General features: G+C 71.2%; 10 protein-coding genes. 9 read left to right on the top strand and 1 reads right to left on the bottom strand.

Translation table 11 applies throughout. From position 1 onward, the window contains the following. The first annotated feature begins 196 nt into the window (after nucleotides 1–196). The 3 genes from DEJ03_RS14575 (at nucleotide 197) to DEJ03_RS14565 (ending at nucleotide 5,604) form a co-directional block, all read left to right on the top strand. On the top strand, nucleotides 197–1,327 hold the full coding sequence (locus DEJ03_RS14575) for an ROK family transcriptional regulator (RefSeq protein WP_110865159.1): 1,131 nt from the start codon (nucleotides 197–199) through the stop codon (nucleotides 1,325–1,327). A 105-nt stretch (nucleotides 1,328–1,432) separates the two neighbouring features. Beyond that, on the top strand, nucleotides 1,433–3,448 hold the full coding sequence (locus tag DEJ03_RS14570) for a beta-galactosidase (RefSeq protein ID WP_110865158.1): 2,016 nt from the start codon (nucleotides 1,433–1,435) through the stop codon (nucleotides 3,446–3,448). Beyond that, the gene (locus DEJ03_RS14565; protein ID WP_258370836.1) at nucleotides 3,445–5,604 is read left to right on the top strand and encodes an alpha-galactosidase; all 2,160 of its coding nucleotides are present in this window, start codon (nucleotides 3,445–3,447) and stop codon (nucleotides 5,602–5,604) included. The genes DEJ03_RS14570 and DEJ03_RS14565 overlap by 4 nt, the downstream gene beginning before the upstream one ends. A gap of 346 nt (nucleotides 5,605–5,950) precedes the next feature. Here DEJ03_RS14565 and DEJ03_RS14560 read toward each other — a convergent pair whose 3' ends face one another. Next, on the bottom strand, nucleotides 5,951–8,506 hold the full coding sequence (locus DEJ03_RS14560) for a glycoside hydrolase family 2 protein (RefSeq protein WP_110865157.1): 2,556 nt from the start codon (nucleotides 8,504–8,506) through the stop codon (nucleotides 5,951–5,953). 116 nt (nucleotides 8,507–8,622) lie between these two features. On the opposite strand from DEJ03_RS14560, the gene DEJ03_RS14555 reads away from it, so the two are divergent. The 6 genes from DEJ03_RS14555 to DEJ03_RS14535 are packed head-to-tail and all read left to right on the top strand — an operon-like array spanning nucleotide 8,623 to nucleotide 16,365. Beyond that, on the top strand, nucleotides 8,623–10,308 hold the full coding sequence (locus DEJ03_RS14555) for an ABC transporter substrate-binding protein (protein WP_110865156.1): 1,686 nt from the start codon (nucleotides 8,623–8,625) through the stop codon (nucleotides 10,306–10,308). Nucleotides 10,309–10,342: 34 nt separating this feature from the next. After that, on the top strand, nucleotides 10,343–11,332 hold the full coding sequence (locus tag DEJ03_RS14550) for an ABC transporter permease (RefSeq protein WP_110865155.1): 990 nt from the start codon (nucleotides 10,343–10,345) through the stop codon (nucleotides 11,330–11,332). A 14-nt stretch (nucleotides 11,333–11,346) separates the two neighbouring features. Next, nucleotides 11,347–12,387, top strand: coding sequence for an ABC transporter permease (locus tag DEJ03_RS18065; protein ID WP_181422741.1), 1,041 nt, complete (start codon nucleotides 11,347–11,349; stop codon nucleotides 12,385–12,387). Further along, nucleotides 12,384–13,340, top strand: coding sequence for an ABC transporter ATP-binding protein (locus DEJ03_RS18060; RefSeq protein ID WP_051596654.1), 957 nt, complete (start codon nucleotides 12,384–12,386; stop codon nucleotides 13,338–13,340). Before DEJ03_RS18065 ends, DEJ03_RS18060 begins: the two co-directional genes overlap by 4 nt. Beyond that, the gene (locus DEJ03_RS14540) at nucleotides 13,337–14,230 is read left to right on the top strand and encodes an ABC transporter ATP-binding protein (protein WP_110865154.1); all 894 of its coding nucleotides are present in this window, start codon (nucleotides 13,337–13,339) and stop codon (nucleotides 14,228–14,230) included. Before DEJ03_RS18060 ends, DEJ03_RS14540 begins: the two co-directional genes overlap by 4 nt. Continuing rightward, the gene (locus DEJ03_RS14535) at nucleotides 14,227–16,365 is read left to right on the top strand and encodes a glycoside hydrolase family 36 protein (protein WP_110865153.1); all 2,139 of its coding nucleotides are present in this window, start codon (nucleotides 14,227–14,229) and stop codon (nucleotides 16,363–16,365) included. The genes DEJ03_RS14540 and DEJ03_RS14535 overlap by 4 nt, the downstream gene beginning before the upstream one ends. Nucleotides 16,366–16,551: the final 186 nt, after the last annotated feature.

Below are 16,551 nucleotides of genomic sequence, written 5' to 3'. Positions count from 1 at the left end.
GAAGCTAAGCCTCTCAGCGCCGATGGTACTGCAAGGGGGACCTTGTGGGAGAGTAGGACGCCGCCGGACTTAACGTAGAAGAACCAGGGAACCCCTGACCATTCGTGGTCAGGGGTTTTCTGCGTTCCCGGCCCGTTTGGGGTCCTTGTCGAAGGGGTCCGGTGAGGCCGTAGGATCAGCCGACGACGGAGGAACGATGACCGAAGCCTGGCCGGCCCTGCCCGATGGCTCCCGACTGGCGCTGCGGGAGATCCTCATCCACGGGGTGCTCTCCCGTGCCGAGATCGCCCGGTCACTCGGGCTCTCGCGGGCGAGCCTCACCCGGGCCATGCGCATCCTCGTGTCACAGCGGCTTGTGGTCGAGGTCGGGACCGATGTGCGTGGCGCCACGGGTCGCCCGTCGGAGCTCCTGCAGGTGAGCAGTGGGCAGTGGGAGTTCGTCGGCATCAAACTCACGAAGGACCGCCTGTACGCCGCGGTCACGGACCTGGGCGGACGGGTCCTCGCCCTGCACGAAGAAGGCATCGACGACACCGCCGCCGAGTCGCTCGCGGAGCAGATCACGGCGGTGCTGGACCGGCTCCGGGATGCGCACCCGGCCATCTGCGCGATCGGCGTCTCGCTGCCCGGTGACGTGATGGTCCGCGCCGGGGAGTCCGTCGTCGCGGCGTCGGTGTTCCTCGGGTGGCACGAGGTGCCGTTCGCCCGGATGCTCGAGGAGCGGACGGGCATCGCCACGTTCACCGCGAACGACGTCCACGCGCTCACTGCGAAGGAGCACTGGTTCGGTGCGGGTGCCGGTCGCGGGTCGATGGTGCTCGTGACGGTCGGTGAGGGCCTGGGCCTCGGGCTCATCGCGAACGGGCAGGTCTCCACCGGGGAGCACGGGCGACTGGGGCGCATCGGGCACCTTCCAGTCCTCGGGGGCGGTCCGGACTGTGGCCTCGGTCACGCCGGGTGCGCCTCGAGCTACCTGCCGAGTCCGGTCATCGTGCGGAACGCCGGCCACGCGGGGAAGACCTACGACCAGGTGGTCGAGCTCGCCCGGGACGGCGACGAGGGCGCCCTCGCAGCGTTCGAGGATGCCGGCCGCGCCCTCGGGGTCCTGCTCGCCACCGCGGTGCACATCGCGGACCCCTCGGCGATCGTGCTGACGGGCGACGGGCTGCCCGTGTACGACCTGGCGCGGGCGACCGTGGACGAGTCGATGCGGGCCGCACTGGCGCCGTACACCGAGCCGGTGACGGTGGAGGTACAGCCGTTCGAGTTCTCGGAGTGGGCACGCGCCGGTGCGGTGCTCGCCATCCGTCGGCTGCTTGGGGAGTGAGCGGCCGAGGCATCAGGCAGAGGTCTCGGCGCGTTAGTTACACACGTTGACAAACACGGACGCAGACGGGAGGCTTGCACGGTCCACACCATCGAAGGAGATGCCGTGACCGCAGCCCCCACCGTCCCGTGGCCGACCGACGGCCTGTCGTTCGGCGGCGACTACAGCCCCGAGCAGTGGCCCCGGGAGACCTGGCTCGAGGACGTCCGCCTGATGCGCGAGGCCGGGGTGAACCTGGTCACCGTCGGGGTGTTCTCGTGGGCACTGCTCGAGCGGTCGCCGGGGGACTTCACGTGGGAGTGGCTCGACGACGTCCTCGCGCTGCTGCACGAGCACGGCATCGCGGTGGACCTCGCGACGCCGACCGCTGCACCACCGAACTGGCTGCTGACGGCACACCCGGAGATCCTGCCCGTGGACGCCACGGAGCGGCGGGAACGACCCGGAGGGCGACTCGGGTGGTGCCCGGCCTCCGAGCTGTTCCGGGAGCACGCGCTCCGCATGGTCGATGCGCTGGCGGAGCGGTACGGCCGGCATCCCGCGGTGCGGCTCTGGCACGTGAGCAACGAGCTCGGCGGCGGCAACGGCCGGTGCTACTGCGAGGAGTCGGCAGCGGACTTCCGGCACTGGCTCGTGGCGAAGTACGGCGACGTCGAGGCCGCGAACGACGCGTGGGGCACGGCCTTCTGGGGGCACACGTACACCTCGTTCGACGAGGTCTCGCCGCCGCGCGGGGTGGGCGGCGCGCCGAACCCCGGGCTCGCGCTGGACTTCGAGCGGTACTCCTCCGACGCGCTGCTCCGCCAGTACGACGCCGAGAAGGCCGTCATCGAGCAGCACTCGGACGTGCCGGTGACGACGAACTTCATGGTGGGCGCCGGGTCGCAGGTCGTCGACTACGCCGGGTGGGCCAAGCACGTGGCGATCGTCGCGAACGACCACTACACGCTCGTCGACGACGCCCGCCGCGAGCAAGACCTCGCGCTGGCCGGTGACCGGATGCGCGGGATGTCGGCTGACCGCCGCCCCTGGCTGCTGATGGAGCACTCGACGGGTGGCCCGAGCTGGCAGCAGCGCAACCGCGCCAAGGAACCGGCCGAGCTCGTCCGGAACGCCCTGGCGCACGTCGCGCACGGGTCCGACGGGGCGCTGTTCTTCCAGTGGCGGGCCTCCACCGCGGGCGCGGAGCAGTTCCACTCGGCGATGCTCCCGCACGCCGGCACCCGCACTCGCATCTGGCGCGAGGTCCTCGCCCTCGGCCGGGCGCTGCAGGACCTCGCCCCCGTGCAGGGCACCCGCGTCGAGCCGGCCCGGGTCGCGATCGTCGTGGACGAGGCCTCCGGGTGGGCCGTGCAGTCGGGGCTCAAGCCGCACCGGGGCCTGCGCTACGGGCGGGAGCTCCGCGCCTGGCACCGCGCGTTCCACGACCGGCAGGTGCTCACGGACGTGGTCCCCGCCGACGCCGACCTGGACGGCTACGACGTGGTCGTCGTGCCGACGATGCTCATCGTCGACGACGCGACCGCCGAGCGGCTGTCCGCCGTGGTTGACCGCGGGGCCACCCTGATCGTGACGTACCTGTCCGGCGTCGCCGACGAGACCGCGCGCATCCGCACCGGCGGGTACCCGGGCGCGTTCCGCCAGGTGCTCGGCGCCTGGAGCGAGGAGTTCACCCCGCTGCAGCGCGACGAACGCTGGACCCTCGACGACGGCGAGGTCGTCACCGACTGGGCCGAGGCGGTCGTGCTCGATGACGCCGAGTCCGTGCTCCGGTACACCGACGGCCCGCTCGCGGGCCGGGCCGCCGTCACGCGCCGCGCCGTCGGCGGCGGCGCCTGGTACGTGTCCGCGATGCTCGCGGACGACAGCATCCAACGGCTCGTGGACGGGGTGATCGCGGAGCGGGGGATCCTGCGGACGGTCACCGGGCCTCCCGGCCTGGAGGCGGTGCGTCGCGTCGGCGACGACGGTTCCGCCTTCCTGTTCCTCGTCAACCACCGCGCTGACGACGTCACGGTCGTCGCGTCCGGCACGGACCTGCTCGACGGGTCCGGCCACGGGCCGGACACCGTCGTGCCGGCCGGACGCGTCCGCGTGCTGCGCGAGGAGCGGGCCTCGTGACCGTCGTGGAGCGCGAGTCGACAGCCGTCGGTGCACGCGATCGACGTGTGTACGTGCTGCGATCAGCCGGGGTGTCGCTGGTGCTGGCGTCCGCGGCGGACGGGCTGCCCGAGGTGCTGCACTGGGGTCGGGACGTCGGGCCCGTCGCGCCGGACGATGCGGCCGACCTGCTGCTCGCACTCGGACGGCCGCTCGGACCGAGTGCGCTCGACGCGCGGTGGCCCCTCACGGTGCTGCCGACCGAGCGCGACGGGTGGGAGGGGCGACCGGGGATCGCGGGGCACGTGGACGGGATGCCGCTCGTGCCGCGTTGGCTCGACGTTGTGGTGATCGGTGACGACGAGCGGATCGTCGTGACCGCCGAGTCGGACTCGGTGGCGCTCCGGAGCGAGTTCGCGCTCGACTCCGCGGGGGTGCTGCGGGTGCGGCACACGGTGACGAACACCCACGCCGAGCCCGTGCACGTGCAGGCGCTCGAGGCGACGCTGCCGGTGGGCGAGCGGATCACCGAGGTGCTCGACCTGGGCGGACGGTGGACCCGAGAGCGCACACCGCAGCGCCGGGGGGCGACGGCCGGGAGCCACGCGCGGGAGAGCCGTCGCGGGCGGACGGGCCACGATTCGCCGACGTTGCTCGTGCTCGGGACGCCCGGGTTCTCGGACGCCGAGGGCGAGCTGTGGGCGGTGCACCTGGCCTGGAGCGCGGACTCCGTGTACCGGTACGACCAGCTCGCCGAGGCGCGACCACTGGTCGGTGCCGGAGAACTGCTGCGCGCCGGCGAGGTCGTGCTCGGCGAGGGGGACTCGTTCGCTTCCCCGGATGCGGTGTTCGTGTGGAGCGACACCGGGATCGACGGGCTGTCCGACCGCCTGCACGACTCGTTGCGCAGCCGTCCGGGGCACCCGCGACGACCCCGGCCCGTGGTGCTCAACACGTGGGAGGCCGTCTACTACCGGCAGGAGCTCGAGCCCCTGGTGGCGCTGGCAGAGACGGCGGCGGACATCGGCGTCGAGCGGTTCGTGCTCGACGACGGGTGGTTCCTCGGCCGGCGGTCGGACTCGACCTCGCTCGGGGACTGGCGCGTCGACCCGTCGGTGTGGCCGGACGGGCTGGCACCGCTCGTCGACCGCGTACGTGCGCTCGGCATGGAGTTCGGGCTGTGGTTCGAGCCCGAGATGGTCAGCCCGGTGTCCGAGCTGGCGGAGGCACACCCCGAGTGGATGCTGCAGCGCCCCGAGGACGACGTCCGCACGTGGCGGAACCAGTACGTGCTCGACATGGCGAACCCACTGGCCCGGCACCACGTGCTCGAGAGCATGTCCCGGGTGATCGGTGAGCACCACGTCGACTTCGTGAAGTGGGACCAGAACCGGGACATCGTGCACGCGGTGCACGCGGGACGCGCCGGCATCGACGCGCACACCCGCGGCGTGTACGCGTTGATGGACGAGCTGCGTGCGCGGCACCCGTGGCTCGAGATCGAGGCGTGTGCGAGCGGCGGTGCCCGGATCGACCTCGGCGTGCTCGAGCGCACCGACCGGGTCTGGCCGTCGGACTCGAACGACGCCTTCGAGCGACTGCCGATCCAGCGCTGGACCGAGGCATTGCTCCCGCTCGAGCTGATCGGCTCGCACGTCGGGCCGGAGATCTCGCACACCACGGGCCGGCACCTTGACCTGGACTTCCGGATGGCGGTGTCGTTGTTCGGCTCGGCCGGCATCGAGACCGACATCACGAAGCTGTCGCCCGAGGAACTCGACCGGCTCCGGGCCTGGACGGCGCTGTACCGACGGGAGCGCGGGCTGCTGCACTCCGGGCGGCTGCGGCACCTGGACCTCGGGGACCCGGGGACGGTGGCGACGTCGGTCGTGGCCGCCGACCGTTCGCGGGCGCTGGTGCGGGTGGCGCGGACGGAGACGGGGCCGAGGTCGTTGCCGGTGCCGCTCCGGGTGCGCGGACTCGACCGGTCGCGGCGCTACCGGCTCGCCCCGGTGTCCGGGCTCGCTGTGCCGCGTGGGCTCGACATGGTGCCGCCGGAGTGGCTCGTGCGCGGACACCTGGAGCTGACCGGCGCCGTGCTCGAGGACGTCGGCGCACGGCTCCCGCTGCTCGCACCCGCGTCCGCGATCGTGCTGGAGCTCCGCGCGATCGACTGAGCGCCGTCAGCCGCGCTCCTTCGGCGGGGGAAGCGTTCCCTGACCGGCGACGTGACGGTTCTGGTTCGCGATCCTCGGGGATCGTGAACCAGAACCGTCACGCGTCGAGAGGAAATGTCCGTCCCGGGGCGCTCGGTGTGGGGTGTCGCGCGGTGAACGAGGCGGCGGTGCGGGACGGCCCCTCCGTCCGCGGGCTGCGGTGCTGCGGGCTGCCGGGTTGCGGGTGCAGCGGAGGTGTGCGGGCGTGCTCGGGTGACGGTTCCGGTTCGCGAACCCGGGGGATCGTGAACCGGAACCGTCAGCGGCGCGAGGGAACGTCGCCGTCCCCCCCCCTAGGGCGCCCGAGTCAGGGCAGCAGCGAACCCGCGTGGCGGAGGACGAGCGGGTGGACGAGCTCCTGTGCAGCGATGCCCGGCGCACCCGTCACCGTGAAGGTCACCGACTCGCCGGGGAGCAGGGACACCAACCCGTCGTCGACGCGGGCGGCCGAATCGACGCGGTCGGGGAACAGCGAGACGTCGCGCGCGTACGCGGTCGCCGTCACGGTGACCGTTGCGCCGACCTCCGTCGCCGACACCACCGTGGACAGGGGCGAGGGCTCGAGTGCCTGGTCGACGACCTCGGCGAAGTCGTGCACGGTGCGGGTGCCGGCTCCCGTGACGACGAGGACCTCGGAACCGGCGTCGCCCGGTGCCGCGAGCGACGACGGCAGCTGCACCCGGTCGGCATCGGCGGGAGCGGCCGCGAGCGTGAACGACGACGACTCGAGCACGGTGCCGTCGAAGGCCACGCGGGAGACCGTGACCTCGTCGGCGACCGGCGCCCCGGACGCGTTGACGAGGACGACGTCCAGACCTCCTTCGCCGTCGCCGTCACCGCCCTGGGCACCGGACGACGGCTGCACGGTGAGCAGCACGGGCTGGTAGGCCTGCCGGACGGCGTACCAGACGGGCTTCCGGATGCCGGCGTGGTCGACGAGGGCCCACGACACCACGGGCCAGTCGTCGTTGAGCTGCCAGACGACCATGCCGGTGTTGTCGGGCGTGCGGGAGCGGAACCACTCCATGCCGAAGCGGATCGCGTGCGCCTGGTTGAGCTGCGCGGCGAAGTGCCAGTCCTCGATGGAGGTCGGCTCGGGCAGGTGCCCGCGCATGCCGTCGGCGAGCTTCCGGTTGCCCCGGTCGGCCTTCTGGTGCACGAGCATCTCGTGGCCGTCCGGGTCGAGGGGCTCGTCGTGCACCACCGCGGTCAGGGTCGACCACGCCGGCGGACCCTGGAACCCGAACTCGGCGACGAACCGCGGCTCCCAGTCGGCGTAGGCGCGGTAGTCGAGGCGGTTCCAGACGTCCCAGATGTGCACGCTGCCGTTCCGCTGGTCGTTCGGCGTCAGGTACTCGTCGAACGAGAACGGGCTGCCGGGCGTGTACGGCCGGGTCGGGTCCAGCTCGGCGACGACCGACGGCAGCAGGGAACGGTAGTAGCCGTTGCCCCAGGTCCGGCCGACGAGCGACGGCCGCCAGCCCCACTCGGCGTAGGCGACGAGGTTCTCGTTGTTGCCGTTCCACACCACGAGTGACGGGTGCGGGCTGAGGCGGATGACGGCCTCGCGGACCTCGGGCTCGACCTCGTCGGCGAGCCAGGGCTCCTCGGCGTAGGCGGCACAGGCGAACAGGAAGTCCTGCCACACCAGGACGCCGAGCTCGTCGCACCGGTCGTAGAGGTCGTCGGACTCGTAGATGCCGCCGCCCCAGATGCGGAGCAGGTTCATGTTCGCGTCGATCGCGTCCTGGATCCGGTCCGCGTAGCGCTCGGGCGTCATCTCGGTCAGGTAGGCGTGGTCGGGGATCCAGTTCGCCCCGCGCACCATGACCGGACGGCCGTTGACGCGGAGCAGGAACGGCGCGCCGCCGGCGTCGGCGGCGGTGTCGAGGGTGACCGTGCGGAAGCCGACGCGGCCGGTCCACACGTCGTCGCCGACCTCGACCCGGACGTCGTACAGCGGCTGGTCGCCCTCGCCGCGGGGCCACCAGACGGCGACGTCGGGGACCTCGAGGCGGACGGTCGCGGCGCCGTCGACGACGGGACGTGCGCCGACGACCCGGCCGGCGGTGTCGGATACCGTGTGTCCTGCGGACGCGGGGTGCGGGGCCAGGGTGATCCGTGCCTCCAGGCCGGTGCCCGCGGAACCGTCCGCGGACGCGACGGGCGCGCTGCCGATGGCCTGCGAGAAGGAGCCGGTGGAGCCGGCGTGCTCGACGTCGACGTGGGCCGTCAGCACCCCGGTGGTGCCGTCGAGGTCGACGAGCGGGCGGACGGCCGCGATGCGGACGCCGCTCCAGGACTCGATGCCGATCGATTTCCAGATGCCGCTCGTGGCGACGTCGACGCCCCAGTCCCACCCGAAGTTCGACGCGTTCTTGCGGAGCGCGTTGTAGGGGTGGTGGTTGACGTGCGGCAGCTCGCCGCCGTGCAGGGCGGACAGGCGCTCGGCGGCGGGGACGGGCGCGTCGAACGTGACGACGAGCTCGTTCGCGCCCGGTCGGAGCAGGTGCCCGACGGGGAACCGGTACGAGCGGTGCTGGTTGGCGGTGGTCGCGACGACGATGCCGTTGAGCTCGATCGTGGCGAGGGTGTCGAGGCCCTCGGCGACGAGGTCGTGGCGGGTCTCGTCCGGCGCGGTCCACTCGAACGTGCGGCGGTAGCGCCAGACGGTGTCGCCGATCCACTGCGTGGCGGCCTCGCCGTCACCGTCGAACGGGTCGGGGATCCGGCCGGCCCGCAGCAGGTCGGTGTGCACGCAGCCGGGGACCTGTGCCTCGACCGGTTCGCGGTGCTCCGCCGACTGCTCGGGCCCGGTCACCGCCTCGAGGGTCCACGTGCCGTCCAGGGTGGTCCGCTCCATTGCGTCTCCTCATCGTTACGGGGCCGTGACCCGACCCCTTGACCGCCTTAGTTTACGCGTGTAACAATCACGCTCACAACGTGGACCCTGCGACGACGCAGACCGAGAGGACAACGATGTTCAACCCAACCCGTTCACGGCTCGCCATCGGCGGCGCCGTTCTCCTCGCAGCCGGCCTCGCGCTCAGCGGCTGCAGCTCCAGCGGCACCGCCAGCACGAACGACGCCGCTGCCTCGACCCTGGTGGCGTACACCGGCCAGTCCGGCGACTACCAGATCAACTTCAACCCGTGGTCGCCGTCCAACATCGGCGGCGTCGGCACGATCTACGAGTCGCTCTTCTTCATCACCAACGTCAACACGAAGGACCCGAAGCCACTGCTCGGCAAGTCCTACGAGTGGAACGACGACGGCACGCAGCTCACCATCACGCTGCGCGACGGAGCCACCTGGAGCGACGGCGAGCCCTTCACCTCGAAGGACGTCGTGTTCACGCTGGACATGCTCAAGAAGCAGAAGGCCCTGAACTCGATCGGCTACGACGGCACCGCGAAGGCCGACGGCGACGACAAGGTGGTCGTCTCGTTCGACAAGCCGTCGTTCGTGCTCGGCCCGAACCTGCTCGGCAAGACCTGGATCGTGCCCGAGCACCTGTGGAAGGACATCGACCCGACCACCGACGTCGTGCGCGAGCCCGTCGGCACCGGCCCGTACACGCTCGGCACCTTCAAGGCGCAGGCGTTCACCCTCGAGGCGAACAAGAAGTACTGGGACGGCGCCCCGGCCGTGAAGACCATCCGCTACCTGTCGCTCTCCGGCAACACCGCCGGCGCCGACGCACTGAAGCAGGGGTCGATCGACTGGCAGACCGGCCCGGTGCCGAACATGGACGACATCCCCGCGAACTACAACGGCTACGACGGCATCACCGTCGGCCAGAACCAGATGGCCCTGCTGACCTGCGCGAACACCGACCTGGGCTGCGCCGGCCCGCAGACCGACCCGGCCGTCCGCCACGCGATCGCCGATGCCATCAACCGCAAGCAGCTCAACTCGCTGGCGTTCGAGAACACCGCGAGCGAGATCTCGCCGACCTTCGCGCTCACCACGACGCAGAAGGACACCATCTCGAAGGACATCGAGCCCGCCGTGATGCCGGAGACCGCCGACACCGATGCGGCCGCCTCGACCCTCGAGGACGCCGGGTGGAAGAAGGGCTCCGACGGCATCTACGCCAAGGACGGCAAGAAGCTGTCCCTGACGGTCGAGGTCGTCACCGGGTGGACCGACTACATCACCGCGATCGACACGATGACGCAGCAGCTCAAGGCCGCGGGCATCGAGCTCAAGGCGCAGCAGTCGTCGTGGAACGAGTGGACCGACAAGAAGACCAAGGGCAACTTCGAGCTCGCGATCGACTCGCTCGGCCAGGGCCCGACGGCGAACCCGTACTACCTGTACAACAACTACTTCACGACGGCCAACACCGCGAAGGTCGGTGAAGCGGCCCCGATGAACATCTCGCGGTACAGCAACCCCGACGTCGACAAGGCCATCGCGAAGCTCGCCACGATCAACCCCGAGGACACCGCGGCGACCCAGCCCGAGCTCGACACGATCCAGGAGCACATCGTCGAGGACCTGCCCTACATCCCCGTGATGACCGGCGGCACGACGAGCGAGTTCCACGCGGCGAAGTTCACCGGTTGGCCGACGGACGACGACCTGTACGCGTTCCCGGCGGTCTGGGCGAGCCCGGACAACGCCGAGATCTTCAAGGCGCTCAAGCCGGCGAAGGGCTGACACCGATGGGATCGCGACCGAGGGGCACTCGACGATGACCTACTTCCTGCGCAAGATCGGTTTCTACGTCGTCGCACTGTGGGCGGCCCTGACGCTGAACTTCATCATCCCCAGGCTCCTACCCGGCAACCCGGTGGACATCCTGCTCGCCAAGCTCCAGCAGCGCGGCGGGCAGGTGACCCCGGCGACCCGGGAGGCGTACGAGCTGCTCCTCGGTGGCGATTCCTCGGAGCCGCTCATCTCCCAGTACGGCCACTACCTGGTCAACGTGTTCCGCGGTGACCTCGGCGTGTCCGTCAGTTACTTCCCGGCCCCCGTCACCGAGGTGATCGGCAGTTCGCTGCCGTGGACCATCGCCCTGGTCGGGATCGCCACCATCGTGGCCGCGATCATCGGCGTCGGCCTCGGGGCCTTCGTCGGGTGGCGGCCCGGCACCTGGCTCGACTCGTTCGTGCCGGCCACCACCCTGCTCGCCGCGGTGCCGTACTTCTGGCTCGCGCTGATCCTGGTGTACTTCTTCGCCACCGGGCTCCACCTGTTCCCGGCGCAGGGCGGCTACGACGTCATCCTGACGCCCGGGTTCAACTGGGACTTCATCGTCTCGGCGGTGCAGTACGGAGTGCTGCCGGCGGTGACGATCGTGCTCGCGTCGCTCGGCGGCTGGCTGCTCGGCATGCGCAACATGATGGTGTCGACGCTGTCCGAGGACTACATCACCACCGCGCAGGCGAAGGGCCTGTCCGACGGCAAGATCCTGCGGACCTACGCCGCCCGGAACGCCGTGCTGCCGTCCGTCGCCGGCTTCGCGATCTCCCTCGGGTTCATCGTGTCCGGTTCCGTCGTCACCGAGCAGGTGTTCTCGTACCCGGGCATCGGGTCGAAACTGCTGTCCGCCGTGACGAACAACGACTACGCGCTCATGCAGGGCATCTTCCTGTTCATCACCCTGGCGGTCCTCGGCGCGAACCTCGTCGTCGACCTGCTGTACGGACTGATCGACCCGCGCACGCGGGCCCGGAGCTAGGGGAGGAGACGACCATGACCAACATCCAGCAGGAGACCGAGCCCACCATCGGTGCGCTGACCGAGGAGGCCGACAGCACCACGTCGATCGCCACCCGGCGCGCGTCGAAGGGCGGGTTCCGCAGGTTCCTCCCAACGCTCACCCCGTGGCTCGTCACGGGCATCGCGCTCGTCGCCGGCGTCACGCTGTTCGGGGTGATCGGACCGCTGCTCGTCGGCGACCCGACCACCATCCGCGACACTGGGCTGCAGGGACCGAGCGGCTCGAACGTCCTCGGCACCACCCAGACCGGTCAGGACGTCCTGGCGCAGCTCGCCTTCGCCACCCGAGGGAGCCTGCAGATCGGGCTCATCGTCGGTGTCCTCGCCACGGTGCTGTCCGCGTTCTTCGGCATCCTCGGCGCCTACCTGGGCGGGATCATGGACGAGGCGTTCTCGCTGTTCTCGAACGTGTTCCTCGTCATCCCCGGCCTGCCGCTCGTCATCGTCATCTCCGGCCTGGTGCCGCGTGAGGCCCGAGGGCTCTGGACCATCGCGGTCGTCCTGGCGATCACGTCGTGGGCCGGGTCCGCCCGGGTGCTGCGGGCGCAGACGATGTCGATCCGCAACCGCGACTACGTGTCCGCCGCCCGGGTCGCCGGCGAACGGCCCTGGCGGGTCATCGCCGTCGAGATCCTGCCGAACCTGCTGCCGGTGCTCGCGTCGCAGTTCGTGTTCGCGGTGATCGCGGCGATCCTCGGGGAGGCGGGGCTGTCGTTCCTCGGGCTCGGGGCGTCGAACTCGTCGACGCTCGGCACCATGCTCTTCTACGCCCAGAACGGCTTCGCGCTGGCGAACGGCGCCTGGTGGTGGTTCGTGCCGCCGGGCCTGCTCATCGCCCTGCTCGGCATGGGCCTGTCGCTGGTGAACTTCTCGATCGACGAGGTCATCAACCCGCGACTCGCGAACGTGCGTGCGCAGCGACGGCGCGACCGTCGTGCGAAGCGTGCGGCCCGCTCGGGAGGCCCGACCCGCGTCGCCACCGCCGGTCACGACACGAAGGGGGTCGCCCGATGAGCGCCACCGACACCGCACGACCGGTCACCTCCGACGCCACGGGCGACGGCCGCCGGCCGGCCGTGCTGACCATCGACCACCTCGACGTCGTCTACGAGACCGAGCACCCCGTGCACGCCGTCAAGGACGTCTCGCTCACCCTGGCGCCCGGCGAGATCCTCGGGCTCGCGGGGGAGTCGGGCTGCGGCAAGACGACCCTGGCGTACGCCATCACCCGGCTGCACCGGCCGCCGGCGAAGGTCACGTCGGGCAGCATCACGTTCCACGACCGGGACGGCACCGACGTCGACCTGCTCGGCCTGCCGCACGAGCAGCTCCGGGCCGTGCGGTGGTCGAAGCTGTCGATGGTGTTCCAGGGAGCCATGAACGCGCTCAACCCGGTCACCACGATCCGCGCCCAGCTCGACGACGCCCTGGTCGAACACCGCAAGGGCCTGCCCCGCAAGGAACGACGGGCCATCGCCGAGGACGCCCTGCGCCGCGTCGGCGTCGACCCGTCCCGCATCACCGCGTACCCGCACGAACTGTCGGGCGGCATGCGGCAGCGCGTGATGATCGCGATGGCGATGCTGCTCGAACCGCAGATCATGATCATGGACGAGCCGACCACCGCGCTCGACGTCGTGGTGCAGCGGGAGATCCTGCGCGAGATCGTCCGACTGCGCGACGAGCTCGGGTTCGCCGTCGTGTTCATCACGCACGACCTGCCGCTGCTGCTCGAGATCAGCGACCGGATCGCGATCATGCTCCGCGGCGAGGTCGTCGAGTGCGACCGAGCCAGCGTGATCCAGCACGACCCGCAGCACCCGTACACGCGGAAGCTGCTGCAGTCGTTCCCGAGCCTGTCCGGAGCCCGCGGCGCGTTCATCCGCACCGGGGTCGAGGACGGCGCCGAACCCGAGACCGACACCCGGGCCGTCGTGGTCCAGGCAGCACAGGAGACGGACCGATGACCAGTGTGACCGTCAGCCACCTCGGCAAGGACTTCCACACCCGCAAGGGCCTGAAGCGCACCACCCTGCGGGCCGTCGACGACGTGTCGTTCGACCTGCTGCCCGGCCGGACCGTCGCGCTCGTGGGGGAGTCCGGCTCGGGCAAGTCCACCATCGCGCGGATGCTCGCCAAGCTCGAGACCAGGACGCGCGGCTCGATCGACGTGCGGCTCGAGGACGGCACCCCCGTCGAGGGCAGCATGTACCGGCGGCACGTGCAGATGGTGTTCCAGGACCCGTTCGCGTCGCTCAACCCGTTCCACTCGATCGAGCACCACATCGCCCGGCCGCTGCAGCTGCACCACCGGGCCCGCGGCGCCGACGAGACCGCCGACAAGGTGCGGGAACTGCTCGGCCGGGTGAACCTCGACGAGGACTTCGCGTCGCGGCGGCCGCACGAGCTCTCCGGCGGGCAGCGGCAGCGCGTCGCCATCGCCCGCGCACTCGCCCCGGGCGCCCAGGTGCTCATCGCCGACGAACCCGTGTCGATGCTCGACGTCTCGATCCGCCTGAGCGTGCTCAACCTGCTCGGTCGGCTGCAGCGCGAGGACGAACTCGCCGTGCTCTACATCACGCACGACCTGGCGACTGCGCGGCACTTCTCCGACGAGATCCTCGTGCTCTACCGCGGCCGGGTCGTCGAGCGCGGTCCGTCGGACGCCGTCATCCTCGACCCGCACCACGACTACACCCGGCTGCTCGCCGAGGCCGCCCCCGACCCGGAGCGCATCGAGCGCCGGATCACCGCGGGGCCGCCGCTCGACCGGACGAAGATCGACAACACCACCTGCTACGACCACACGGTCGGGGACTGGGTGTCGAGCGAGCCCGCACCGGTCGGGGCGCGATGAGCGACGGGTCGACGTTCGTCGACTGGGTCACCGACGGGTTCGCGGCACGGTTCCGGGTCGGTGCGGACCAGCCCGCGGCGCTCGTGTCGTTCGTGCCGGCCGGCGGAGCGTCGGCCGGCGGAGCGCTCGCCGGTGGCACGCTCGCTGACGGGCCGGACGACCCGCAACCGCTCGTCGAGCTGACGACGATCGGGCACGGTCGGTTCCCGGGCGGATTTCGGCACGTGGACTCCACGATCGGTGCGCGACTGCGCCCCGTGTCGCACCACGTGCACGACGACGGGACCGACCTGTGGTTCCGGATCGTGCAGGCGGACGCGGCCACGGGCCTCCAGGCCGAGTCGGTGTTCCGGGCGCGCGCCGGCGTGCCCGCGTTCCAGACGTGGACCGAGGTGTCGGCCGAGCACGGTGAGCACGTCATCGACTCCGTGTCGTCGTTCGCGACCGGGGCGTTCCTGACCGACTCGGGCGCCACCGTCGACGAGCTCTCCCTCGTGCACGCCGACAACGACTGGGCAGCGGAGAGCCGGTGGCGGACCGATCCGCTGCGGTCGATCGGGCTCGCGGCGATCGACCGGGAGGCCCAGCACCACCCGCCCCGCAGCCGCGCCGTCGTGCAGAACCGCGGCTCGTGGTCGACGGGTGAGGCGCTGCCGATCGGGGTGCTGCGGGCGGAGGACGCTGTGTCGTTTCCGTACGCGCTCGTCTGGCAGGTCGAGCACAACGGGCCGTGGCTGTACGAGCTCGGCGAGACCCGTCGGCACGCGTACCTGCTGTTGAGCGGCCCCACCGACCAGGAACACCAATGGACCACCGTTGTCACGCCGGAGCAGCCGTTCACCTCGGTGCCGGTGTCCGTCGGCATCGCCGGGTCGATCGACGACGCCTTCGGGGTGCTCACCCGGCAGCGTCGGGCGTTCCGGCACGTGCGGGAGGCCGACCGTGCCCTGCCCCTGGTGTTCAACGACTACATGAACACGCTCATGGGCGACCCGACCACCGAGAAGCTCCTGCCGCTCATCGACGCGGCCGCCGACGCCGGAGCGGACCTGTTCTGCATCGACGCCGGCTGGTACGCCGAGGGGCACTGGTGGGACACCGTCGGAGCATGGGAGGAAGCGGCTTCGCGGTTCCCGACGGGGCTTGGTGCCGTCATCGACCACATCCGTGCGCGCGACATGCAGGCCGGCCTCTGGCTCGAACCCGAGGTCATCGGCATCCACTCGCCGCTGGCTTCGACCCTGCCGTCGTCCGCGTTCGTCGAGCACCACGGGGTCCGGGTCGCGGAGCACGGGCGGCACCTGCTCGACCTGCGCTCGCCGGAGGCCCGCGCGCACCTGGACTCGGTCGTCGATCGACTGGTCGGGACGCTCGGGGTGACGTTCTTCAAGATGGACAACAACACGATGACCGGGCCGTTCGCCGGGATGCTCGACCACGAGCGGGCGCTGCTCGACTGGCTCGACGCGGTGCAGGAGCGGTACCCGGCACTGCTCATCGAGAACTGCGCCTCGGGAGCGATGCGCGCCGACTGGGCCATGCTGTCCCGCCTGCACATGCAGTCGACGTCGGACCAGCAGGACCCGGTGTTGTCCGCCACGATCGCCGCCGCCGCTCCCGCTGCGATGCTGCCCGAACAGGCGGGGAACTGGGCGTACCCGGCGCCGACGATGGACCCGGAGCTGTTCACGCTGTCGCTCGTGAACGGGGTGCTCGGGCGGATGTACCTGTCCGGGTACCTGAACGAGATGTCGTCGTCGCAGCGGGCGGTGGTCGGTGACGCTGTCGCGGCACACCGGCAGATCCTGGACGTCGTCGAGGCGTCCGTCCCGGTCTGGCCCCTCGGGCTGCCCGCCTGGGAGGACCCCTGGACCGCACTCGGACTGCACGCCGCCTCGGGCGACCTGTACCTGTCGGTGTGGTCGCTGCCCGGTGCGTCGGCGTCGGTGTCGTTGCCGCTGCCGGCGTTCGCCGGGCAGGCGGTGGTCGTCGAGCCGCTGTTCCCGACGGCACTCGGGTCGTGGTCCGTGGCGTGGGACGCCGCTTCGGGCTCGCTCGAGGTCGCGAACGGTGGATCGACCCCCACAGCGCGGGTGCTCCGCGTCCGGTCGCAGGAGGCGGACGCGGGGGCCTGAGCGGGCGCGCGTCGCGATGGCAGGGCGCGTGCTGGAGCGGACGGGAGGCACGGTGCGGGCAGGCACCGTGCCTCCCGTTCCGTCGGTGGTCGCGTCCACGGCGCGGGGGACGCGGGTTCGTGTCCGCGCGGTGACGGTTCCGGTTCAGGATCCTCGGGGATCGTGAACCAGAACCGTCACCGGCGC

The organism is Curtobacterium sp. MCLR17_043 (assembly GCF_003224215.1).
GTDB classification, from domain to species: domain Bacteria; phylum Actinomycetota; class Actinomycetes; order Actinomycetales; family Microbacteriaceae; genus Curtobacterium; species Curtobacterium flaccumfaciens.
This window is presented reverse-complemented; position numbering and strand designations above follow the sequence as displayed.